25 protein-coding genes are annotated in these 23,314 nt (G+C 60.3%); 21 read left to right on the forward strand and 4 right to left on the reverse strand.

Features of this window, described 5'->3' with window-relative positions:
- Positions 1-126: 126 nt before the first annotated feature.
- The 8 genes from rplJ to CGLAU_RS12220 all read left to right on the forward strand — a co-directional run bounded on the left by rplJ (position 127) and on the right by CGLAU_RS12220 (position 12,106).
- On the forward strand, positions 127-651 hold the full coding sequence (gene rplJ / locus CGLAU_RS01655) for a 50S ribosomal protein L10 (protein ID WP_095659187.1): 525 nt from the start codon (positions 127-129) through the stop codon (positions 649-651).
- Positions 652-721: 70 nt separating this feature from the next.
- Positions 722-1,117, forward strand: coding sequence for a 50S ribosomal protein L7/L12 (gene rplL / locus CGLAU_RS01660; protein WP_095659188.1), 396 nt, complete (start codon positions 722-724; stop codon positions 1,115-1,117).
- Between the two features lie 121 nt (positions 1,118-1,238).
- Positions 1,239-2,168, forward strand: coding sequence for a cell envelope lipid trafficking protein PgfA (locus CGLAU_RS01665; RefSeq protein ID WP_095659189.1), 930 nt, complete (start codon positions 1,239-1,241; stop codon positions 2,166-2,168).
- Positions 2,169-2,558: 390 nt separating this feature from the next.
- Positions 2,559-6,068, forward strand: a complete 3,510-nt coding sequence (gene rpoB / locus CGLAU_RS01670) for a DNA-directed RNA polymerase subunit beta (RefSeq protein ID WP_095659190.1) — start codon at positions 2,559-2,561, stop codon at positions 6,066-6,068.
- A gap of 94 nt (positions 6,069-6,162) precedes the next feature.
- Complete coding sequence (locus CGLAU_RS01675) at positions 6,163-10,167, forward strand: DNA-directed RNA polymerase subunit beta' (protein ID WP_095659191.1); 4,005 nt, start codon at positions 6,163-6,165, stop codon at positions 10,165-10,167.
- Between the two features lie 156 nt (positions 10,168-10,323).
- Positions 10,324-10,935: a hypothetical protein gene (locus CGLAU_RS01680; protein WP_095659192.1), complete on the forward strand. Its 612-nt coding sequence runs from the start codon at positions 10,324-10,326 to the stop codon at positions 10,933-10,935.
- Positions 10,932-11,447 carry a hypothetical protein gene (locus CGLAU_RS01685; protein WP_157731231.1) on the forward strand — a complete coding sequence of 172 codons (516 nt, stop codon included), beginning with the start codon at positions 10,932-10,934 and terminating at the stop codon, positions 11,445-11,447. The genes CGLAU_RS01680 and CGLAU_RS01685 overlap by 4 nt, the downstream gene beginning before the upstream one ends.
- A complete protein-coding gene (locus tag CGLAU_RS12220) occupies positions 11,444-12,106 on the forward strand; it encodes a hypothetical protein (RefSeq protein WP_157731232.1) in 663 nt (220 codons plus the stop codon). Before CGLAU_RS01685 ends, CGLAU_RS12220 begins: the two co-directional genes overlap by 4 nt.
- Here CGLAU_RS12220 and CGLAU_RS01690 read toward each other — a convergent pair.
- A complete protein-coding gene (locus CGLAU_RS01690; protein WP_157731233.1) occupies positions 12,034-13,371 on the reverse strand; it encodes a hypothetical protein in 1,338 nt (445 codons plus the stop codon). The two genes, CGLAU_RS12220 and CGLAU_RS01690, sit on opposite strands and share 73 nt — an antisense overlap.
- Positions 13,372-13,410: 39 nt before the next feature.
- Positions 13,411-14,070, reverse strand: coding sequence for a DUF1707 SHOCT-like domain-containing protein (locus tag CGLAU_RS01695; protein ID WP_095659195.1), 660 nt, complete (start codon positions 14,068-14,070; stop codon positions 13,411-13,413).
- A 200-nt stretch (positions 14,071-14,270) separates the two neighbouring features.
- On the opposite strand from CGLAU_RS01695, the gene CGLAU_RS01700 reads away from it, so the two are divergent.
- Positions 14,271-15,068, forward strand: coding sequence for a hypothetical protein (locus CGLAU_RS01700; protein WP_095659196.1), 798 nt, complete (start codon positions 14,271-14,273; stop codon positions 15,066-15,068).
- Here the strand turns inward: CGLAU_RS01700 and CGLAU_RS01705 are convergent.
- Positions 15,035-15,265 (reverse strand): hypothetical protein, encoded by a 231-nt coding sequence (locus CGLAU_RS01705; protein WP_095659197.1) that lies wholly within the window; start codon positions 15,263-15,265, stop codon positions 15,035-15,037. The two genes, CGLAU_RS01700 and CGLAU_RS01705, sit on opposite strands and share 34 nt — an antisense overlap.
- Before the next feature lie 127 nt (positions 15,266-15,392).
- On the opposite strand from CGLAU_RS01705, the gene CGLAU_RS01710 reads away from it, so the two are divergent.
- The 9 genes from CGLAU_RS01710 to CGLAU_RS01750 all read left to right on the forward strand — a co-directional run bounded on the left by CGLAU_RS01710 (position 15,393) and on the right by CGLAU_RS01750 (position 19,832).
- Positions 15,393-15,890: a hypothetical protein gene (locus CGLAU_RS01710; RefSeq protein ID WP_095659198.1), complete on the forward strand. Its 498-nt coding sequence runs from the start codon at positions 15,393-15,395 to the stop codon at positions 15,888-15,890.
- Positions 15,891-15,929: 39 nt separating this feature from the next.
- Positions 15,930-16,181 (forward strand): hypothetical protein, encoded by a 252-nt coding sequence (locus CGLAU_RS01715; protein ID WP_095659199.1) that lies wholly within the window; start codon positions 15,930-15,932, stop codon positions 16,179-16,181.
- A gap of 227 nt (positions 16,182-16,408) precedes the next feature.
- Positions 16,409-16,780, forward strand: coding sequence for a DUF1877 family protein (locus CGLAU_RS01720; RefSeq protein WP_095659200.1), 372 nt, complete (start codon positions 16,409-16,411; stop codon positions 16,778-16,780).
- The gene (locus tag CGLAU_RS01725) at positions 16,777-17,370 is read left to right on the forward strand and encodes a hypothetical protein (RefSeq protein ID WP_095659201.1); all 594 of its coding nucleotides are present in this window, start codon (positions 16,777-16,779) and stop codon (positions 17,368-17,370) included. The genes CGLAU_RS01720 and CGLAU_RS01725 overlap by 4 nt, the downstream gene beginning before the upstream one ends.
- Before the next feature lie 27 nt (positions 17,371-17,397).
- Positions 17,398-17,673 carry a hypothetical protein gene (locus tag CGLAU_RS01730; protein WP_095659202.1) on the forward strand — a complete coding sequence of 92 codons (276 nt, stop codon included), beginning with the start codon at positions 17,398-17,400 and terminating at the stop codon, positions 17,671-17,673.
- 2 nt (positions 17,674-17,675) lie between these two features.
- On the forward strand, positions 17,676-18,275 hold the full coding sequence (locus CGLAU_RS01735; protein ID WP_095659203.1) for a hypothetical protein: 600 nt from the start codon (positions 17,676-17,678) through the stop codon (positions 18,273-18,275).
- 1 nt (position 18,276) lies between these two features.
- Positions 18,277-18,879 (forward strand): hypothetical protein, encoded by a 603-nt coding sequence (locus CGLAU_RS01740; protein ID WP_095659204.1) that lies wholly within the window; start codon positions 18,277-18,279, stop codon positions 18,877-18,879.
- A 13-nt stretch (positions 18,880-18,892) separates the two neighbouring features.
- Positions 18,893-19,429 carry a hypothetical protein gene (locus CGLAU_RS01745; protein WP_157731234.1) on the forward strand — a complete coding sequence of 179 codons (537 nt, stop codon included), beginning with the start codon at positions 18,893-18,895 and terminating at the stop codon, positions 19,427-19,429.
- 4 nt (positions 19,430-19,433) lie between these two features.
- Positions 19,434-19,832, forward strand: coding sequence for a DUF1877 family protein (locus tag CGLAU_RS01750; RefSeq protein WP_095659206.1), 399 nt, complete (start codon positions 19,434-19,436; stop codon positions 19,830-19,832).
- Between the two features lie 109 nt (positions 19,833-19,941).
- Here CGLAU_RS01750 and CGLAU_RS12645 read toward each other — a convergent pair whose 3' ends face one another.
- Positions 19,942-20,046 (reverse strand): DUF3309 family protein, encoded by a 105-nt coding sequence (locus CGLAU_RS12645; RefSeq protein ID WP_157731406.1) that lies wholly within the window; start codon positions 20,044-20,046, stop codon positions 19,942-19,944.
- On the opposite strand from CGLAU_RS12645, the gene rpsL reads away from it, so the two are divergent.
- The 3 genes from rpsL (at position 20,036) to fusA (ending at position 23,234) form a co-directional block, all read left to right on the forward strand.
- The gene (gene rpsL, locus CGLAU_RS01755; RefSeq protein WP_095659207.1) at positions 20,036-20,407 is read left to right on the forward strand and encodes a 30S ribosomal protein S12; all 372 of its coding nucleotides are present in this window, start codon (positions 20,036-20,038) and stop codon (positions 20,405-20,407) included. The two genes, CGLAU_RS12645 and rpsL, sit on opposite strands and share 11 nt — an antisense overlap.
- Before the next feature lie 6 nt (positions 20,408-20,413).
- Complete coding sequence (gene rpsG, locus CGLAU_RS01760) at positions 20,414-20,881, forward strand: 30S ribosomal protein S7 (RefSeq protein ID WP_095659208.1); 468 nt, start codon at positions 20,414-20,416, stop codon at positions 20,879-20,881.
- A 232-nt stretch (positions 20,882-21,113) separates the two neighbouring features.
- Positions 21,114-23,234, forward strand: a complete 2,121-nt coding sequence (gene fusA, locus CGLAU_RS01765) for an elongation factor G (RefSeq protein WP_095659209.1) — start codon at positions 21,114-21,116, stop codon at positions 23,232-23,234.
- The last annotated feature ends 80 nt before the right edge of the window (positions 23,235-23,314 follow it).

Here is a 23,314-nt window from a genome sequence, read left to right on the forward strand (position 1 = left end):
CGCAGGAGAAACGTGGCCAGCCTTTCATGGGTGCCTCGTGCTTCTGCACGGGGCTTTTTTCGTCGCAAAGCGATAAAGCTCCGGGCGGATACAACAACATGAAGTTATTGGAAGGAGGCGTGTGTCATGGCAAACCCGAAGAACGTTGCTGAGCTCGCAGAGCTCAAGGAGAAGTTCGAAGGCTCGTCCGCTGTGTTCCTCACCGAGTACCGCGGCCTGACCGTGAGCCAGCTGCAAGAGCTGCGCGGTGAGCTCGGATTTGACGTTGAACTGCACGTCGCCAAGAACACCCTTGTGAAGATCGCTGCAAATGAGCAGGGGATCGAGGGTCTCGATGACCTCCTCGTCGGCCCGACTGCCGTCGCCTTTATTAAGGGCGATGCGACCGTGGACGCCGCGAAGGCCATGAAGAAGTTCGCCAAGGACAATGAACTGTTCATTGTCAAGGGCGGCTACATGGACGGCAACGCACTCGACGCGGCTCAGGTGGCTGCTGTTGCGGAGCTGGACAACCGCGAGACCACCTTGGCCAAGATCGCAGGCGCATTCCAGGGCTCTTTGGCGAAGGCTGCCGGCCTGTTCCAGGCTCCGGCATCCAAGACGGCACGACTCGTTGCCGCGCTGCAGGACAAGCAGGGCGAAGCCGCCTAAAGGCGTCGTCCAGAAACAACTACACACCCCAAATACCGGCCCGCGCTAGGGCCAAAGAAAGGAAGCCACCATGGCTAAGCTCACCAAGGACGAGCTCATTGAGCAGTTCAAGGAAATGACCCTCATCGAGCTCTCCGAGTTCCTGAAGGAATTCGAGGAGGTCTTCGACGTGACCGCTGCTGCTCCGGTTGCAGTTGCAGCTGCAGGCGCTCCGGGCGCTGCTGGCGGCGACGCTGCTGCGGCTGAGGAGAAGGACGAGTTCGACGTCGTTCTCGAGGACGCTGGCGACAAGAAGATCGGCGTGATCAAGGCTGTCCGCGAGCTCGTTCCGGGCCTGGGCCTGAAGGATGCCAAGGAGATGGTCGAGGGCGCACCGAAGGCCATCCTCGAGGGCGCAAACAAGGACGACGCAGAGGCTGCAAAGGCCAAGCTGGAAGAGGCTGGCGCAAAGGTCACCCTCAAGTAAGCATTTGCTTGTCGACGCTTCCCCCGTCCCCGCATTTCAACGCGGCGGCGGGGGTTTCGCGTTCTTCCAGGTAAGCGGGTAGAGAAACGTCGCCGGGTTGTCTTGCGGTAGGGTGCCGTACATGCAACAGTCCCGCATTTGGTCAGCGCTTTTTGTCGGTCTCGGCGTTGCGTTGATCGTCGGAGGCCTGGTTGCGCCCCGTTTTCTGCTTGGCGACGGCCGCCTGCCACTGGATCTCGGCGACGTCACCTGGACCATCGAGGATCCGAACGGCATGCGAGACGGTAAGTCCGCGCCCGTGACGCGTCAGCTGCACCTAGAGATCCGCGACCCCTCCGATGCGGATGTGGCGAGCGTGCGCGTCGGAGACAGCGTTCGCGCCGGCGAGGCGGGCAGTGATTTCGACAACCTGGCCACCGCCTCCACATGGGCGTTTGAAATGGACCGCGTCACTGGTCAAGCTAGCAGCCCCGCGCAGGTGCAACTCATCATGGGGATGCCTGCCACCGAGGTGGACATCGAGGGGGTGTGGCTGAAGTTCCCCGCCGATGTGCGCAAAGAAACCTACGACGTCTTCGACACCACGCTGCGCGGCACTGCCCCGGCGGAGTTCATCGCCGAAGAGGAGATCGCTGGTCGTACCATCTACCGCTTCCGCCAGCACATCGCGCCCACCAACATCGCTCAGCGCTACGCCGACCCCCTCAACACCGGAATTGAAGAGGGGCCAGACGGCGAGCAGATTCGCACCTTCCTCTTCCACTCCGCCGAGCGTGAGCTGCTGGTCGATCAGGTCAGCGGTCTCGTCGTTGGCATCGAGGAAAAGGTCGATCAGTATTACGGCGATGCGTCAGGCAAGGGCATCCAGAACATCGTGCTTTACGACGGCACCATGGATCCCGCCCAGGTCGAAGCTCTGGTGCAAGGTCTTGGCAACGTCACTTCGGCGGCGCGGTCGAAAACCATCACCTGGATAGCTATTGGTCTCGGTGTGTTGCTCGCAATCGCTGGCCTTATCGGTACCGTCGCCGGAGCGCGACGACGCAGCTAGACAGCCTAATTGAGGGATCTTCCCGCAAACATTTTCGGTGTCGTTGTTGCAATTTGCGGGCGGTGTGCTGGTAGGCTCCCTCCTGCATCGTGAGGACCCCTCGGACGGCATGAAGGTGGCTCACGATGCGGGGGAGGACACGACACGGGGGACGGTCGTCGTGCCCTTTACAAACTTTCGGTTGTGGTATAGAGTCGACCTTTGTGCTGGAAGCCGTCTCCAGTGTGCGCGTGAAACCTTGTACAAGCGGCGTCGAAGATGCCGGTTTGACAAGGTGACTTTGTTGTCTCTGGGGGCGGGTCTTCGAAAGCAGATCAATTGCTAATCTAACCAGCGGAAACACCGCCAGTCTGTATGCCAGAACGGATTGCGTAGGGTGTCCCGCCTTAGGTGCTGGAAGGACCCAACTTGGCAGTCTCAAACCAGACCATGAACCAAAGTCGGTCAGTGGCTGAAATCCCCGGCGCGCCAGAGCGCTACTCGTTCGCCAAAATTGCTGAGCCCGTCACCGTTCCGGGGCTTCTCGATGTGCAGCTTGAATCCTTCGCGTGGCTCGTCGGCACGCCGGAGTGGCGCGAGCGCGAGCAGGAACTGCGCGGGGACGCCGCCCGCGTGACGTCGGGTCTTGAGGACATCCTCGAGGAGATCTCCCCGATCCAGGACTATTCGGGCAACATGAGCCTGACCCTGTCCGAGCCGCGTTTTGAAGACGTGAAGTACTCCATTGAGGAGGCGAAGGACAAGGACATCAACTACTCCGCACCGCTGTACGTCACCGCGGAGTTCATTAACAACGACACTCAGGAGATCAAGTCCCAGACTGTCTTTATCGGTGACTTCCCGCTGATGACGGACAAGGGCACCTTCATCGTCAACGGCACCGAGCGTGTCGTCGTCTCGCAGCTGGTGCGTTCCCCGGGCGTCTACTTCGACGAGACCATCGACAAGTCCACCGAGCGCCCATTGCACTCGGTCAAGGTCATTCCGTCGCGCGGTGCATGGCTGGAGTTTGACGTGGACAAGCGCGACACCGTTGGTGTGCGTATTGACCGCAAGCGTCGTCAGCCGGTGACCGTGCTGCTGAAGGCCCTGGGCTGGACCGCTGAGCAGATCACGGAGCGCTTCGGCTTCTCCGAGATCATGATGACCACCCTCGAGTCTGACGGTGTGGCCAACACCGATGAGGCGCTGCTGGAGATCTACCGCAAGCAGCGTCCGGGCGAGCAGCCGACGCGCGACCTTGCGCAGTCCCTGCTGGAGAACGCCTTCTTCAAGCCGAAGCGTTACGACCTGGCACGCGTTGGCCGCTACAAGGTCAACCGCAAGCTCGGCCTGGGCGGCGACCACGAGGGTCTGATGATCCTCACCGAGGAAGACATCGCCACCACGCTAGAGTACCTGGTGCGCCTGCACGCCGGCGAGGCCGAGATGAAGGCGCCGAACGGCGAGATGATACCGATCAACACCGACGACATCGACCACTTCGGTAACCGTCGACTGCGCACTGTCGGCGAGCTGATCCAGAACCAGGTCCGCGTGGGCCTGTCCCGCATGGAGCGCGTCGTGCGTGAGCGCATGACCACGCAGGATGCGGAGTCCATCACCCCGACGTCCCTGATTAACGTGCGTCCGGTGTCTGCGGCGATCCGCGAGTTCTTCGGTACCTCGCAGCTGTCGCAGTTCATGGACCAGAACAACTCCCTGTCTGGCCTGACCCACAAACGTCGTCTCTCTGCGCTCGGCCCGGGTGGTCTGAGCCGTGAGCGCGCCGGCATCGAGGTGCGCGACGTGCACCCGTCCCACTACGGCCGCATGTGCCCGATTGAGACTCCGGAAGGCCCGAACATTGGCCTGATCGGCGCGCTCGCGTCCTACGCGCGTGTGAACCCGTTCGGTTTCATTGAGACGCCGTACCAGAAGGTAGAAAACGGTAAGCTCACCGACCAGATTGACTACCTCACCGCCGACGAGGAAGACCGCTACGCCATCGCGCAGGCGGCGACCCCGATGGACAAGGACGGCAACCTGGAGGGCGACCGCATTGAGGTGCGCCTGAAGGACGGCGACATCGGCGTTGTCGGTCCGCAGGGTGTCAACTACCTCGACATTTCCCCGCGCCAGATGGTGTCCGTGGCAACGGCAATGATTCCGTTCCTCGAGCACGATGACGCTAACCGTGCGCTGATGGGTGCGAACATGCAGAAGCAGGCTGTGCCGCTGCTGCGTTCTGAGGCGGCTTACGTTGCTACCGGTATGGAGCAGCGCGCTGCCTACGACGCAGGCGACACCGTCATCTCCGCGCTCTCCGGCGTGGTTGAGACCGTCACCGGTGACTACATCACCGTGATGGGCGACGAGGGCACGCGCGAGACGTACATGCTGCGCACCTTTGAGCGCACCAACCAGGGCACCTGCTACAACCAGACCCCGATTGTGAACCAGGGCGACCGCGTCGAGGCCGGCCAGGTCATCGCGGACGGCCCGGGCACCAAGAACGGCGAGATGGCTCTCGGCCGCAACCTGCTCGTTGCATTTATGCCGTGGGAAGGCCACAACTACGAGGACGCGATCATCCTCAACCAGCGCGTGGTGGAGGAGGACATCCTCACCTCCGTGCACATCGAGGAGCACGAGATCGATGCCCGCGACACCAAGCTCGGTGCCGAGGAGATCACCCGTGAGATCCCGAACGTGTCCGAGGACGTGCTCAAGGACCTCGACGAGCGCGGCATCATCCGCATCGGTGCGGACGTGCGCGACGGTGACATCCTGGTGGGCAAGGTCACCCCGAAGGGTGAGACCGAGCTGACCCCGGAGGAGCGCCTGCTGCGCGCCATCTTCGGCGAGAAGGCCCGCGAGGTCCGCGACACATCTCTGAAGGTGCCGCACGGTGAGACCGGCAAGGTCATTGCAGTGCGTCGCTTCAGCCGCGAAGACGACGACGATCTGAGCCCGGGCGTCAACGAGATGATCCGTGTCTACGTCGCCCAGAAGCGCAAGATCCAGGACGGCGACAAGATGGCCGGCCGCCACGGCAACAAGGGTGTCGTCGGCAAGATCCTGCCGCAGGAGGACATGCCGTTCATGGCGGACGGCACCCCGGTGGACATCATCTTGAACACCCACGGTGTGCCGCGTCGTATGAACATCGGCCAGGTCCTCGAGGTTCACCTCGGCTGGCTGGCCAAGGCCGGCTGGACCGTGAACCCGGACGACCCGAAGAACGCGAAGCTTTTGGAGACCTTGCCGGAGCACCTCTACGACGTGCCGGCTGAGTCGCTGACCGCAACCCCGGTGTTCGACGGCGCGACCAACGACGAGATCGCCGGCCTGCTGGCGAACACGAAGCCGAACCGCGACGGCGACGTCATGGTGGATGAGAACGGCAAGACCGTGCTCTTCGACGGCCGCTCTGGCGAGCCGTACAAGTACCCGATCTCCATCGGCTACATGTACATGCTCAAGCTGCACCACTTGGTGGATGAGAAGATCCACGCACGTTCCACCGGCCCGTACTCCATGATTACCCAGCAGCCGCTGGGTGGTAAGGCCCAGTTTGGTGGCCAGCGCTTCGGTGAGATGGAGGTGTGGGCGATGCAGGCATACGGCGCCGCCTACACCCTGCAGGAGCTGCTGACCATCAAGTCGGATGACGTGGTGGGCCGCGTGAAGGTCTACGAGGCCATCGTCAAGGGCGACAACATCCCGGATCCGGGCATTCCGGAGTCCTTCAAGGTGTTGCTCAAGGAGCTGCAGTCGCTCTGCCTGAACGTGGAGGTCCTCTCCACCGACGGCACACCGATGGAGCTCGACGGCGACGACGACGAATTTGATCAGGCAGGTTCTTCCCTGGGCATCAACCTCTCGCGCGATGAGGGCTCGGCGGCAGACACTGCATAAGCGCTAGGCAAGGGGTCGTCGACAAGCACAAAGAGCTTATCGACGGTTCCTTTACAACGAACTTGAACAAAAACTACTGAAAAGGAACTTTTACGTGTTTGACGTAAACCTCTTCGACGAGCTTCGCATTGGCCTGGCCACCGCCGACGACATTCGTCGTTGGTCCCACGGCGAAGTGAAAAAGCCGGAGACCATTAACTACCGCACCCTGAAGCCCGAGAAGGACGGCCTGTTCTGCGAGCGCATCTTCGGCCCGACCCGCGACTGGGAGTGCGCCTGCGGCAAGTACAAGCGCGTGCGCTACAAGGGCATCATCTGCGAGCGCTGTGGCGTTGAGGTGACCAAGTCCAAGGTGCGTCGTGAGCGCATGGGCCACATCGAGCTTGCCGCTCCGGTGACCCACATCTGGTACTTCAAGGGTGTGCCGAGCCGCCTGGGCTACCTGCTTGACCTGGCGCCGAAGGATCTCGAGCGCATCATCTACTTCGCCGCGAACATCATCACCTCCGTGGATGACGAAGCGCGCCACAACGATCTGTCGACCCTCGAGGCCGAAATGATCGTGGAGAAGAAGGAAGTCGAGGCGGACGCCAACGCCGAGATCGCCGACCGTGCGCAGAAGCTCGAGGAAGACCTCGCTGAGCTGGAGTCCGCCGGCGCGACCGCTGCTGCCCGCAAGAAGGTGCAGAACGCTGCCGACAAGGAGATGCAGCACATCCGCGAGGCTGGCGAGCGCGAGGTGGAGCGCCTCGACGAGATCTGGACCACCTTTACCAAGCTCGCCCCGAAGCAGATGATCATCGACGAGAACCTCTACGAGGAACTGGTCGACCGCTACGAGGACTACTTCACCGGCGGCATGGGCGCTGAGGCGATCCAGACCCTGATCCGCAACTTCGACCTCGATGCTGAGGCTGAGGAGCTGCGCGGCATCATCGCCGAGGGCAAGGGCCAGAAGAAGGTCCGCGCTCTGAAGCGCCTGAAGGTTGTCGCTGCGTTCCAGCGCTCCGGCAACGACCCGGCCGGCATGATCCTGGACGCGATCCCGGTGATCCCGCCGGAGCTGCGCCCGATGGTGCAGCTCGACGGTGGCCGCTTCGCCACCTCGGACCTGAACGACCTGTACCGCCGCGTGATCAACCGCAACAACCGCCTCAAGCGCATGATCGACCTCGGCGCGCCCGAGATCATCGTGAACAACGAGAAGCGCATGCTGCAGGAATCCGTCGACGCGCTGTTTGACAACGGCCGCCGCGGCCGCCCTGTCACCGGCCCGGGCAACCGTCCGCTGAAGTCCCTGTCCGACCTGCTCAAGGGTAAGCAGGGCCGCTTCCGCCAGAACCTGCTGGGTAAGCGCGTGGACTACTCCGGTCGTTCCGTGATTATCGTTGGTCCGCAGCTCAAGCTGCACGAGTGCGGTCTGCCGAAGCTGATGGCTCTCGAGCTGTTCAAGCCGTTCGTGATGAAGCGCCTGGTGGATCACGACTACGCGCAGAACATCAAGAGCGCGAAGCGCAAGGTGGAGCGTCAGCACCCTGAGGTGTGGGACGTGCTTGAAGAGGCGATTGCAGAGCACCCGGTGCTGCTTAACCGTGCACCGACGCTGCACCGCCTGGGCATTCAGGCCTTCGAGCCGAAGCTGGTCGAGGGTAAGGCTATCCAGCTGCACCCGCTGGCTTGTGAGGCGTTCAACGCCGACTTCGACGGTGACCAGATGGCAGTCCACTTGCCGCTGTCCGCCGAGGCGCAGGCTGAGGCCCGCATCCTCATGCTGTCTTCCAACAACATCCTGTCCCCGGCGTCCGGCAAGCCGCTGGCAATGCCGCGCCTGGATATGGTGACTGGCCTGTACTTCCTGACCATGCTGAAGTCTGAGGGCGAGATCGGTGGTGAAGGCGGCTACGCTCCGGCTGACGAGAACGGCCCGGCACGTGGCGTGTACTCGTCGTACCGTGAGGCCATCATGGCTTACGACCGCGGTGTGCTTGGCCTGCAGGCACCGATCAAGGTGCGCATCGACCACCTGCGTCCGACGCCGGAGATCGAGGCTGAGCAGTTCGCCGACGGTTGGGAGAAGGGTCAGCCGTGGATGATGGAGACCACCCTGGGTCGCATCATGTTCAACGAGCTGCTGCCGTTCAACTTCCCGTACCAGGAAGGCGCGATGGTGCGTAAGGGCGGCGGCTCCGGCAAGGTGCTGCTCGGCGACATCATCCAGTCCATGGTGGAGAAGTACCCGATGATCACCGTGGCTCAGGTGCTGGACAAGATGAAGGACGCCGGTTTCTACTGGGCGACCCGTTCCGGCATCACCATCTCCATGTCCGACGTGCTCGTGCTTCCGAACAAGGAAGAGGTGCTCGAGGAGTACGAGCGCGAGGCTGAAGAGATCGAGCGCAAGTTCTGGGAAAAGGGTGCGCTGACCGAGGAGAACCGCTACGACCGTCTGGTCGAGCTGTGGCAGGACGCCACCAACAAGGTGGGTCAGGCCGTGGAGGATCTCTACCCGGACGACAACCCGATTCCAATGATCGTGAAGTCCGGTGCGGCCGGTAACATGCGCCAGATCTGGACCCTGGCGGGCATGAAGGGCATGGTCGTGAACTCGCGTGGTGAGTACATCACCCGCCCGATCAAGACCTCCTTCCGCGAGGGCTTGACCGTGATGGAGTACTTCAACAACTCCCACGGTTCCCGTAAGGGCCTGGCCGATACCGCGCTGCGTACCGCAGACTCTGGATACCTCACCCGTCGTCTGGTGGACGTGGCGCAGGACGTCATCGTCCGCGAAGAGGACTGTGGCACCCACCAGGGTGTCAAGGTTCCGGTGGCAACGGCTGCAGGTGCCGACGGCCGCTTCGTGCGCCACGACCTCGTCGAGACTTCCGTCTCCGGCCGCGTGCTCGCAGCTGACGCGAAGGACGCCGAGGGCAACGTGGTGCTGGCGGCTGACACGGAGCTCTCCGAGGAGCGTATCGACGCCCTCGTTGCAGCCGGTGTCACTGAGGTCAAGGTCCGCTCGGTGTTGACCTGCCAGACCCCGACCGGTGTTTGCGCGAAGTGCTACGGCAAGTCCATGGCTTCCGGCCAGCTGGTGGACATCGGCGAGGCCGTGGGCATCGTCGCCGCCCAGTCGATTGGTGAGCCGGGTACGCAGCTGACCATGCGTACCTTCCACCAGGGTGGTGTCGGCGGCGACATTACCGGTGGTCTGCCGCGTGTTCAGGAGCTGTTCGAGGCCCGCGTGCCGAAGAACCGCGCCCCGATCGCGTCGGTGGCTGGCACCATCTCGCTCGAGGACGAAGGCAACTTCTGGACGCTGACCATCCACCCGGACGACGACTCGGACGACGTGGTCTACGAGAAACTGTCGAAGCGCCAGGGCCTGGCACAGGTGCGACGCCCGATGGAGTCCAACCCGGATGCCATGATCGAGCGCTCGCTTCGTGAAGGCGACCGTGTTGAGGTGGGTGAGCGCCTCATGCGCGGTGCCGCTGACCCGCACGACGTGCTCGAGGTTCTCGGCCGCCGAGGTGTGGAGAAGCACCTGATCAACGAGGTGCAGGCTGTGTACCGCACCCAGGGTGTGTCCATCCACGACAAGCACATCGAGATCATCATCCGCCAGATGCTGCGTCGCGGTACCGTCATCGACTCCGGTTCTACCGAGTTCCTGCCGGGTACCCTGGTCGACCTCGCCGAGGCACGCCAGGTCAATGCCGCAGCGGTGGCCGACGGCGGCGAGCCTGCCGAGATGCGCTCCGAGATCATGGGTATCACCAAGGCCTCGCTTGCCACCGAGTCCTGGCTGTCCGCGGCCTCCTTCCAGGAGACCACCCGCGTGCTTACCGATGCCGCGATCAACAAGCGCTCCGACAAGCTCATCGGCCTGAAGGAGAACGTGATCATCGGTAAGCTGATCCCGGCTGGTACGGGCATCTCCCGCTACCGCAACATCCAGGTCAAGCCGACCGAGGCGGCTCGCTCCGCGGCATACTCGATCCCGAGCTTCGGCGATTCGATCTACGGCGACGAGGGTTACGGCGAGTTCACCGGCGCCTCCGTCCGCCTCGACGAGTACGGCTTTGAGCAGATGTAGCGCACAGTAGGCGCGTCGCGTTGCAGCCCGGCCCCAATTCATTGTGGGGCCGGGCTTTTTGCATACGATTTTGCCTATTCGGGCACGTATAAATCTGCTTGAATATGAATTGTCGGCACAAAACCCTCCAAGCATGCTGCGCAGAACCGGCGGCCAGTGAGCGATTTCGTGGTGTCAGTCGCCGGCGATTTAGCCACCCGCACGAACGCAACAATCGTCGCGTTGCTCGCCCTGGTGGGTATCACCGGCCTCGCGGGCGGGTTCGAAGCCGCGGAACCGGAGGGATTTGTCACCGTCTCGGCGCCCCTTGGTGAAAACCCACTCGAACCGCCCGTGGAGCTCGAAGTCGAGCCGTTTGAAATCACAATCCGCCGGGCCTACGAAAAGGATGGTGCCCGGGTCGTAGAAATGCAGGTGACAAACACCGCGTCACGTCCACTTTCCCCAACCGACTTCATGCTCGGGTTTGCACTGAAGAATTCTGGCCTTCCCGAGGATCAGCAGCCGGATTTCGATGAGGCTTTCCATCGCCTGAAGGAGATCGGGGAAGTGCCGGAAGACATGTTCGGTGATCAATTTTCGCTCAACCCTGCAGTGCCCATGGATCTGGCAATGATTTTCAGCGACCCGTACGATGGCACAGCCAACGGCCAGGCGTTAGAGGCTGACATCCTCTATATCCGGTCGCGCGAATATCGGACTTCCATTCTCGACGGCACGAAGCGGTGGCTCGACGGGGAGACCACCGCGGAGGTGAAGTTGAAGTGAGTCCGAATCCTAATACCACGGTAACTCGCAGGATCTGGCCGATCGTCGTCTCGCTTGCGTTGCTGAGTTTCGGCGTGATCCTTCGGGATCAGCTGCCTACACCCGAGGACCTGGCGTACGAGACGTTCAATTACGACGAAAGCGCACCGCTGCTCGGCGAAATCAGCAATGTCCGCGTCACCACCGGCGAGACTCTAGGCGGGGTGAGTACCTACGCTTCGTGGGTGGTCATCGACTACCACTTCATCCCCGATTCGTTGGGCTCACCGGATGCTCGACTAGTTACTACAGACGGAACCATTTACGACGAGCTGCCTGTCACGGCCTGCCCTTCGGCGTACCCGGGCCTGAAAGTTGAATGCACGCTGGCATTTGAGATGCCGCTGGAAAAGCTTCCCGGCGCCGAGGTGTACTTCAGCCCGGAGGACACTTCGATGGCAACGCGAATCGTCGTTCCGCTCCAGAACCCGGTAGCAACCCACGATATCGTGAGGGAAAGGTTCGAGCTGTGAGAAAAATTTGGTGGGCGACAGCGCCTCTTGCTGCGGGCCTGATGCTGGCGGCGTCGTCGCAACCTTATTTCAGCCTGTACCGGCCTTGGGCACTTACCAAAGAACATGTGGTTGCGGCAGAGGGCGGGCACTTCAGCTTGCCGGTTGGGGAGTGGGGCCTTCAGGATACCCAGGCCACAACTGACCTTGCGCACGAGGCTGAAATCAAGATCCTCGGCTTCCAAGAGATAGTGCACAACGAGCAGATCGGCATCTATCCACCCGACGGGTTCACCACCTGGTTGGTCCTCATGGAGTGGAACGCGCCCTCCGATTCACTACTTTCGCGGTGCGGGATGTGGTTCACGGGTTCCGACGGCAAAGATTATCCCCGAAGCGATTTCGTCTTCTCAAGCGACGTGGATGAAAACCTGCAAGCCCGAGAAAGCTGCACACCACCCAGAGCAGGCGGGCCGAAGCAAGACTGGGACACCGGCGAGGTGACCACGGAAGAACCGAGGCCGGAGCAGTGGAGGAAGCTCGCCCCGATTGCAATGCCCAATGGAGTGCGACCGACAGAGTTGCACTTTTTATGGCTCAAACCGCATTACGTGACGATCGTGCTTCCCGAGCCGGCAGAGTTCATCGATGAATCCTCGGACGGTGCAGCAGGGGAGTAGGAGTGGCGCAAGAAGAAGTCGAGCGCTGAGGCGATCAAACAAACCACTACCAGCAGATAGGCTGCGCGAGCAACGATGAGGATGTAGGCGCCTAGCGGGTACCCAAGCTGCGGATCCTGCGGACCAAGCATGGCCCGACCAAGTTCGACAACACCGAGCTCCACAACTGTTGACAGCATGAACACCAGGCAGAAGATGGTCATCGGGATTAGCCCTGCCCGTGAGAGGGTCTTCAGCCCTTTCCACGTGGTCTTGAGGGGGCCGGCGACCGGCTTTACCGCCTCGTCGACAGCGTACTTGGCCTCGTGTTCCGCGGCACTCTTGAGACGTGTGCGCACCCGTGAGTCAGATGGCTCGTCCGCAGCTTCTGTAGCTTCTGCTGCTTTGTCCTTCACCTCTTTTGCCACTAGGGAAGTGCCGAAGACCACTGCGCCCAGTGTCAGCCATGCGATTGGGACGGTGACGAGTTGGTTGAGCGCGGGCAGCTTTGCCGCCAACCATGCCCACGCGTCCCCCAAGGGGCCGAACGAATCCCCGATGCTCGTTTTGATCTCAAGAAACTTCCGGTAGATCGGCGCCAGACTTTGCCTAGTGAGTGCCCAATCCTGCACAGCAGCCAAGCGGTTGGTGAGAAACACCGAGACAGTGGTCATCCACAGCACTTCCAGGTAGGCCGAAAGGTAGGTAAAGCCGAGGCCACGTTCCGTGAGGGTGAAGTAACCGATGATTTTCCGCAGCACAATCGTGCCAACGATGAGTGCTATGAGTGCGCCAGTGCTGTGCACAAACGCGCGGTAGAAATCCGCGTCGAAGTAATGGTTTTGGTACTCGTCGAAGGTCGCTGCTCGTCGAAAAGCATCGAGGTCTTCATTGAGCATGCCGTGCGTGGCGTAGACGGTGAGGAATGAAATCAACATGCCCCCTGCTGAAAGCAAACGCGTGCGTGCCGACGTCTCACTGAGCTCGGGGAAAATTGCGGAAAGGAAAGGCAGCGACGGGCGCAGTACCCAGAGACAAAAGACCAGCGACAGCATGACGCTCAGGGGTGCGAGAGGCATGATCAAGCTCGCTGCGAAACTGCTGTAATCGGACACCCACGTGGCCAGCCAAATCACTGCTTGGCGCCCGGCGAGCCCCAGGCAAACCAGAGTGACAAGCTGCGGTAGATGCCTGATGAGAAGACCCGCTGCCCGGAAGGGGATAATCGCTGATTCGGTAGCTATGTCTCGCAGCGTGCGCGATGCCGCATAAACGCGAGTGCTCATGTGACCAGTGTAAATGAGGTGAGAACGGCGCGCGCGTGCTTATAGCTCCGCGTTGCGCGCAGCGCGCCGAATTTCTACCCCGCCCATTAACGCCATGCCGCGCACGCGGATCACCGGTGCGTCGGCTGGAAGCTGATCCATCCTCACAGTGCAAGAGCGATCATTTCTGATTCCAAACCCACCCATAATGCCAATGCCGCCGTCGACGACCCGGACATCCTCAGGGACGATGATCTCGATGCCACCCATGCACGCGAAGGCGTTGATCACGGTTTCCGCTGAGGAAAGCCGCGCGTGACGCAAGTCGAGGAGATTGGCGCCCATGAGCGTCAGCGAGGTGTGCGTCGGCGCAACATGCCAGTCTCCACGCCGGTCGATCCCGCCCATCATTGAAATCGACGTACCCGAACCACCTGATTCCCCGGTGACGTAAGACAGGGCATCTGATCGCGGCCGCGTTACCGCGACGGACGCTGAGTGCGCGACGGGGGACACAGGGGACACGGGGGCCACAGGGGAGAGGTCTGCGGTCAACGTAGCAAGCTCATCGGAGTACACCGCCGCCCACGCTTCGCGCGTGCGCTCGTCAAACTCGTTGAGGGAAAGTTGACCATCCGAAAATGCGTCATGGAGGATTGCGGCAACGTGTTGGCGATCGGCGTTGCCTGCGCGTTTACGGGGGAGGTTCGCGTCGCTCATAAGGCAGATCTTACGGGTAGCGGCACTTTGCTGCCGTCTGGGAAAATGCGGCATTTTGGTCCAGGATTCGCGGCACCATCGTTGCCACACCGCTCGCGAGAATCTCGCCACTCGCAGACTCGCTGAGCTATTTCGATCTCATCGACACGCCTCGCCCGGACAAGGCTCGTCACAAGTAAACGAGGGGGAAAGACTAATCCATGCCGTATTTCATGCAGTTCGATCCGTCGATGAAGGCGATCCGGCCAACTGATAACACGAGGCTGCGTATGCCCACCCACAACGGTGACATCGAAGCCCACATCTACTACACAAAGTTTCAACAAATTGGCCCACCTCTTGTCGCAGTGCCAGCCACGGACGACAACTTCCGAGTACTCGGTCTTGACCCCGCAACTCACACTGAAACCAGCCGGTGGATCGTGCCCCCGTTCCCACTGTTGAGCATCGCATTCCAAAAAGGCGGGCCGTTTATCCGCGACGGAAAGCTCTCCGACGACTGGCCCGGTTTCACACGTGAGGAAACCGCCATCGTTTCAGGCGACTACCGCCCCGGCGTGCCCGGGTTCGTAGCCCGAGAACTGGACTACCCGCTCGATGTCGCAGAAGTGGACACCACCGACTGGCCTATTGAGATGTGGGTGGGTGGTAGCGCCGTCCGCGAAGCAGAACCCGAAGAACGCAACTACCAACTCGTTCCCTGGGCATATTTCCCGCTAGGCTACCTTGACTTGTGGTTGGAGCAGTACCGCTGTTTCCACCTCGGGCTCGACATCCCGACCAAACTCAGCCCTCCAGACACCGACATCGACTCCGACCGCGATGAGCACACCACCGACTCCGGTATGAAAACAACCGTCGTCTCCCTTGATGAATCTGCCGGCGACGATGCCGGAAAGCACACCATGTACGCCCAAGTCCTCGTCGACAGCGACATCGATAAAGCAGTCGCGGCGACGCAGTACTACCCCACGGCTACTTCCTCGAAGGCGTTCTGAAGTACTGGCAGACCACCAACCAGGTCGACCCGGAGCTCGAACTTGACCCCGAAGGCGACGGCATCGGCATCACCGGCCAACCCGACCACGTCCGCACCGTCCGCGAAAAACTCAACAGCCTGCCCACCACAGCCGAGGATATGCAGGCCCTCGTCGACGACATCGAAGCAGCCGGCATCTACCTCGACTAAAAACACCTGAGCTCCGGGATTTCCAAGAATGTGAGGACTTCTATCATGCCGGATGATTACGAATCCATCCTTCTCGCCGAGCGACAATTGGACGGCACGGGCGAGCAGATAGCAGCGGCCAAGGCCCTGGTGTATGAAGCAAGCTGTCTGGTATACCCCGGTGGGACGCTCCACTTTGAATTACTTAAGCGGGTTCAAAATCGGGGCCACGAAAGAAGAACGAGCCCAACTCATCGAGATTTTGCGCCCATACGCCGAACGCAGTTTTGCCGATCCCCGGGCACGCCGCATTTTCATGTATCTAAGTGAAAGCGGCCTAGTTGATGACCTTGACCTCTCCTTCCCCGTCGACGAGATCGAGCTTCTGAAGGACATACCGCTGGCTCGCGGAGTGATCTCCTACGACACCACGCTTGTTATTCACGGTATGTCTTCGAAAAATCTAGAACAGGTGGAACGATTTCTGCGGATTGAATCTCCGCGCCTGGTCGACTTCCAAGTACCGACAATAGAGGAAGGCACGCGCAAAAAGTTCTTCCGCCAAGCACCTGAGCTGCGGTGGCTAAAGGAATCTCGATTCCGCGGACTTGACAAAAGAACAGATAAGATCCTGGACCGAATGGGCTCATGACAGCAAATGGACACTCGCGCAGTGAAGTCTTCAACTAGAGTGAAATTGCAATTCGCCGCCGCAGCCAAATCTATCGAGCATGAGATCGTTGCATGCATCCGTCCAGATATTGCTGGCACCTTCTCTATCGGAGCCGACCTCGCCAACGCGGTCAACGCCCATGCGACAGACGATGAAAAGAATCGCATTATCGACGCATTGCTTCCTCGCGCCAATCCGGCGTTGGACGACCGTCGGGGAGACCACCACCGAGAGTTCCTCCGCGTACTTGGCGTCACCGACTTCGTGTAACCACACCCCAAAACATCGCGGGCGGAAAACGCCTCCCGGGCCCATTGCCCGCATTACCATCGGTGAAGGGGTGCTGTGGGCCGTTTCTTACGCGTCCGCGTCGCTGACTGCGAATCGATCAATTAGGGGGAAGCAATCGTGGAGAGCCTCGGCGGGGCACCAGTGCCACTCGACCCTACAAGCACGCCTTGAATTACGCCGATCTGAAGAAAGGTACTTTTGGCTTCATGTTCATCCCGGTTTACATCTCTATGCCTGCTGCCGACTACCCCCAGTTCATCGCCAGCGATGAGGAAACGCGGATAGATACGTTGGACGAGCGGGATTACCCATCGGACGACATCGACAAAAGGTATATCGGCACCCACGAACTCCTCGTCGAAATCCTCGACGCCGATACTGCGCACGCCATCGTCTACGGAACACACATGCTTGACGACGAGATGTATCACAACTCACCCGAAGACGTCGCACGCCTGGCGGAAATCCTTAACAACATCGACCATGACCAGATTGAAGATTCGCTGTCGATCTTCGAGCTCACGGACATCTACACCGATGCCCACAGCCGAGGAGATGCAATCATCACCACCCTATGACTGCTCGAAACATTGACCCGCTCGAGCGGCGCCAGATCGATTCCACTGGAGAAAACGGCGCGGCAGCGAGTTCGCTTCTGTACGAGGCTATCCGGAAAGTTCGTCCCGATCTTGTCGGTGAGTTAGCTTTCAACGTCTCCTACACGGCCATTTTCAAAGCTGAAGCATCAGAGGAGGAGGTCGCCGCAGTGGACGCACTTCTCCGACCGTACGCGGAGCGATCCTTTGCCGACCCGCGCGCACGCTACATCACGTGGTATCTCATCGCGATCGGGATCACAGACCTTGATGTCGCGTCCCATATTGCAGACGACATGGAATTGCTGCAGAACGTTCCCGGGGCACGGAGGGCGCTCAATGACGATGCAGACCTAATGTCAAAAGTTGCGTCACCTGACAATATTCAACACATCGATCGTGTCTTGCGCCTCGACGGTGAGCATGTGCGCGACGCTCAGTTGTTGATTCTTGTAGACATGGTCGGCAAGAAATTCTTCCGTCAGGCACCCGAGCTTCAGTGGATCAAAAATTCTCACTTTAGAGGGGAGCATCCCCGAATGGACAAAGCCCTCGACCGAATGGGCACATAGGCAGCGACAACACTCAAGGACAACAAAGTGGCAAACCCTCGGACAATTCGCCTCAAATTTGACGCGGCAGCAAAATCCATTGAGCACGAAATCGTCGCGTGCATCCGCCCGGACATAGCCGGTGATTTCTCGGTGCACACTGATCTGGCCGCGGCTGTCAATGCGCAAGCGACAGAGGATGAGAAGCAGCAGATCGTCGACAAGCTTTTGCCCCGTGTTAACCGCTCCGCTGAGGATGTGCGGATCGACCACCACCGTGAATTCCTCCGCAAACTTGGCGTGACCGACTTCGGAGGGAGATAGTGGTGACAAACGTAGATGGGGCTGCGCTGTTGGCGATGCGTTCGATGGAGAGAATGAGGGAATACAACGCAGCAGTAGACTCGATCCTGTTTGAAGTGGGATGTGCGGTACGTCCGTGGTTTGCGGCACACGGATTTGAGACCTCCTCCGTTGCCTATTTCGAAACGTTTATTGGTGTCATCCCGGAAGAAGATGCCCGGTTCGTCGAAACCTTGCGGCCATTCGCTGAGCGCAGCTTCGCTGATCCCCGGGCGCGGCTTATCTTCGGGCACCTCGCGGAAAGTCGCCTCGTTGACGATCTGGATATTTCCTATCCAGTGGACGAGATCGAACTGCTCAAAGACTATCCTGCTGCCTTTCGGAATCTCAGCCACGATGCTTTTCTCGTACTGAATGCGATGTCGCCTAAGAACATTGACCAGGTCGATCGGTTCTTCCGCATCGAATCCCCCAGCATTGAAAACTTCCAATTGGGAATTATCCGGCAGGGTGTGAAGAAGAAATTCTTCCGCCAGGCACCGGAGCTGCAATGGTTAAAAGAATCTCGCTTCCGTGGTTTAAACAGGGCCATAGATAGCGCACTCGACCGAATGGGAATGTGACATGACAGACTTCGATAAAGCGCTGTTGTTATCGGAGCGCGGGTTGGACGCCACAGGGGAGCAGGACGCGGCAGCGAATTCAATCCTGTACGAGGTGAGCTGTGGAGTACGACCTACGTTTTCAATGATCGGGTATCGCTCTACGGCGATATCGTATCTCGACTCGTTCTTGACCGATCCCACCGAAGCGCAGCTTGCTTGGTTCGTCGAAACCTTGCGGCCGTTTGCCGAGCGCAGCTTTGCCGATCCTCGGGCGCGGCGGGTCTTCTCCTATCTCGCTAGGCGTCAACTGGCCGATGATCTGGATCTCTCATACCCGGTCGACGAGATCGAGCTGCTCAAGGATTTCCCAGAGGCGTACATGACTATCAACTTCGATTACAACCTAGTAGATGACGCGATGTCGCCTAAGAACATTGACCAGGTCGTCCGATTTCTTCGCATGGAATCCCCCAACCTGGAACGCTTCCAGTTCGCAAACATCCGGCAGGGTGTGAGAAAGAAATTTTACCGTCAAGCACCGGAGCTTCAGTGGTTGAAGGAATCTCGCTTCCGGGGCGCGAACAAACCTGTGGATAGAGCGCTCGACCGAATGGGTACATAGAGGAGGCCGTGACGTGAGAGAAAAAGACAATGCAGCTGCGAAATCTGTGGAATACGAGATCGTCGCAAAGATCCGGCCAGATATTGCTGGAACCTTTGCGGTCGGCGCCGATCTTGCTGAAGCAGTGAAAACGCAGGCAACGGACGAGGAAAAGCAACGCATTGTTGAGATGCTGGTTCCCCTGGCTGATCCGGCGTTAGATGACCACCGCGGGCGCCACCACCGCGAGTTTCTTCGCGCCCTGGGCGATACGAGATTCGAGGAGCAATCCGGCACTCAACACCGCAGCGTGGACGACACAAGTTTGGAGCTCGCCGCCGCAGCGAAGTCTGTTGAACACCAGGTCGTGGTCAAGATTCGGCCAGACATTGCTGGAACTTTTTCCCTTGACGCTGACCTTGCTGAGGCAGTGAAGGCGAAAGCTACAGACGAGGAGAAGCAACGCATCGTCGAAAAGCTGCTTCCGCGAGTTGACCCTGCGCTAGGAGACCCCCGCGGTGCCCACCACCGAGAGTTCCTCCGCGCACTGGGCGTTACCGACTACAAATAACGTTATGGATATCCCGTTCTATATCTCGATGCCCGCTGCCGATTACCCTGACTTCCTCGCCACAGACGGGGAATCGCGGTTTGAGATCACCACAGAAGCGCTCGAGGAAGAGAACTTGCCGGTTGAAGACATTGACAAAATGCACTTTGTCACCGAGGAACTACTCGCGAAAATTCTGGATGCGGATACCGCACATGCCATCATCTACGGCACCCTCACCCTGGAAGACCCGGGTTATGACGAGATCTTTGCCAACTCGCCCGAAGATGCTGCCCGCCTGGCCGCCATTCTTAACAACATCAACCACGATGAAATCGAAGATTCTCTCGCAATCTACGACCTCACCGATATTTACAACGACGCCCGCGACCGCGGCGACGCGATCATCACCGTGTGGGGATAGCAATTTGCTTGCGACGTGCGCGGTGTAGTACTTTTAGCGAGATCTCGCCCGCATTCTCGCGCGGTGCGATGTCCAACGAACTCCATGCAACCACGGTTGGCGTGGGTGTTCATGCACACGGTAGGGCCCCGGAAGGAAAGAGCCCCCATTTTTGCATGTACGGCCACGTTGGACTCCGGTTGCGAAATACAGAAAGAGCGTGAATGCCTACTATTCAGCAGCTGGTCCGTAAGGGCCGCCACGATAAGAAGACCAAGGTCGCTACGGCCGCCCTGAAGGGCTCCCCGCAGCGCCGTGGCGTGTGCACCCGCGTGTACACCACCACCCCGAAGAAGCCGAACTCTGCACTGCGCAAGGTTGCCCGTGTGCGCCTGACCTCCGGCATCGAGGTTTCCGCCTACATCCCGGGCGAGGGCCACAACTTGCAGGAGCACTCCATGGTGCTCGTGCGCGGCGGCCGTGTGAAGGACCTGCCGGGCGTGCGCTACAAGATCATCCGCGGCGCACTGGATACCCAGGGTGTCAAGGACCGCAAGCAGGCTCGCTCCCGTTACGGCGCGAAGAAGGGACAGTAAAGAACAATGCGTAAGCAACAAGCTCCGAAGCGTCCCGTTGTCAAGGATCCGGTGTACAACTCCGAGCTGGTGACCCAGCTGGTGAACAAGATCCTGCAGGACGGCAAGAAGTCCACCGCAGAGCGCATCGTGTACGACGCGATGGAGATCTGCCGCGAGAAGACCGGTACCGATCCGGTTGGCACCCTCGAGAAGGCACTGGGCAACATCCGCCCGGACCTCGAGGTCCGCTCCCGCCGTGTCGGTGGTGCTACCTACCAGGTGCCGGTCAAGGTTGAGCCGGCCCGTTCCAACACCCTTGCACTGCGCTGGATGGTCACCTTCACCCGTCAGCGTCGCGAGAACTCGATGACCGAGCGTCTTGCCAACGAGATCCTGGATGCATCCAACGGTCTCGGCGCATCCGTGAAGCGCCGCGAGGACACCCACAAGATGGCTGAGGCCAACCGCGCCTTCGCTCACTACCGCTGGTAGTAACTACTTCTCGTCCTATGCAGCGAATCACGACCCGGCCGACAAGCCGCCCACGCACCGCGCGGGCGTTTACCGTCGCCGGGTCGTTGTGCTGGCACCTATAGGGGCCTTACACTGCTTCTTTGGACGAGTAGTGGAATAATCGACCAAGGACAATATCCGCCATAGACGCTGACTGCCGGGATTAACCGGGGCCGCAAGCGTCGACAACCTACAAGTTGGGGTAACAAACGTGGCACAAGAAGTGCTTAAGGATCTGAATAAGGTTCGCAACATCGGCATCATGGCCCACATCGATGCTGGTAAGACCACCACCACCGAGCGCATCCTGTTCTACACGGGTATTAACCGCAAGGTTGGCGAGACCCACGACGGTGGCGCGACCACCGACTGGATGGAGCAGGAGAAGGAGCGCGGCATCACCATTACCTCCGCCGCTGTGACCTGCTTCTGGAACGGCAACCAGATCAACATCATCGACACCCCAGGCCACGTTGACTTCACCGTTGAGGTGGAGCGTTCCCTGCGCGTGCTCGACGGCGCTGTTGCAGTGTTCGATGGCAAGGAGGGTGTGGAGCCGCAGTCCGAGCAGGTGTGGCGCCAGGCCGCTAAGTACGACGTGCCGCGTATCTGCTTCGTGAACAAGATGGACAAGCTCGGTGCGGACTTCTTCTACACCGTTGGCACCATCGTTGACCGCCTCGGCGCGAAGCCGTTGGTTATGCAGATCCCGATCGGCGCTGAGGACGATTTCGACGGCGTCGTCGACCTCGTCGAGATGAAGGCATACCTGTGGCCGGGCAAGGTTGAGACCGGCACTCCGCCGCAGATCCAGGAGATCCCGGCAGACCTGCAGGACAAGGCTGAGGAGTACCGCGAGAAGCTTCTCGAGACCGTTGCTGAGTCCGACGAGGCACTCATGGAGAAGTACTTCGGCGGCGAAGAGCTGAGCACCGAGGAGATCAAGGCTGCGATCCGCAAGATGACGGTCAACTCCGAGGTTTACCCGGTCTTCTGTGGCACCGCGTACCGCAACAAGGGCATCGAGCCGCTCCTCGACGCTGTTGTCGACTACCTGCCGACCCCGCTGGACATCGGCGAGGTGCACGGCACCACCGTGAACGGTGAAGACGCTTTGACCCGTAAGCCGTCTGTCGACGAGCCGTTCTCCGCGCTGGCGTTCAAGATCGCCGTGCACCCGTTCTTCGGCAAGCTCACCTACGTGCGCGTCTACTCGGGCCGTACCGAGCCGGGCGAGCAGATGCTCAACTCCACCAAGGACACCAAGGAGCGCGTGGGCAAGCTCTTCCAGATGCACGCGAACAAGGAGAACCCGGTCGACGAGGCTCTGGCCGGCAACATCTACGCGTTCATCGGCCTGAAAGCAACCACCACCGGTGACACCCTGTGTGCCGCTGACGCGCCGATCATCCTTGAGTCCATGGACTTCCCGGACCCGGTTATCCAGGTGGCCATCGAGCCGAAGACCAAGGCTGACCAGGAGAAGCTGGGTACTGCGATTCAGAAGCTCGCGGAAGAAGACCCGACCTTCACGGTCAAGCTCGACGAGGAGACCGGCCAGACCGTCATCGGCGGCATGGGCGAGCTCCACCTCGACGTGCTGGTCGATCGCATGAAGCGCGAGTTCAAGGTCGAGGCGAACATCGGTTCCCCGCAGGTTGCCTACCGCGAGACCATCCGCAAGAAGGTGGAGTCCCTCGACTACACCCACAAGAAGCAGACTGGTGGTTCCGGCCAGTTCGCGAAGGTCATCGTCACCATCGAGCCGTACAACCCGGACCCGGAGACCCTGGAAGAGGGCGAGAGCGCAACCTACGCGTTCGAGAACGCCGTCACCGGTGGTCGCGTGCCCAAGGAGTACATCCCGTCGGTCGACGCCGGTATCCAGGATGCGATGCAGTACGGCTACCTGGCTGGCTACCCGCTGGTGAACATCAAGGCCACCCTTGAAGATGGCGCCTACCACGAGGTTGACTCCTCTGAAATGGCGTTCAAGATGGCTGGTTCCCAGGTGCTCAAGGAAGCTGTTGCCAAGGCGAAGCCGGTCCTGCTCGAGCCGCTCATGGCCGTTGAGGTTGTGACCCCGGAGGAGTACATGGGTGATGTCATCGGCGACCTCAACTCTCGCCGTGGCCAGGTCCACTCCATGGACGACCGCTCCGGTGCGAAGGTTGTCAAGGCCGTCGTGCCGCTGTCCCAGATGTTCGGCTACGTCGGCGACCTGCGTTCCCGTACCCAGGGCCGCGCGAACTACACCATGGTGTTCGACTCCTACGGTGAGGTTCCGTCCAACGTCGCCCAGGAGATCATCGACGAGCGCAACGGCAACTAGGTGCGTCTAACCTACGCCTCCGTGCCGGCTCGCTGCGGCTTACGTCAGCGCAGCGGGCTGGCCCCGAACTTAGTTCGAGA

This window comes from Corynebacterium glaucum, assembly GCF_002287505.1.
GTDB lineage: Bacteria > Actinomycetota > Actinomycetes > Mycobacteriales > Mycobacteriaceae > Corynebacterium > Corynebacterium glaucum.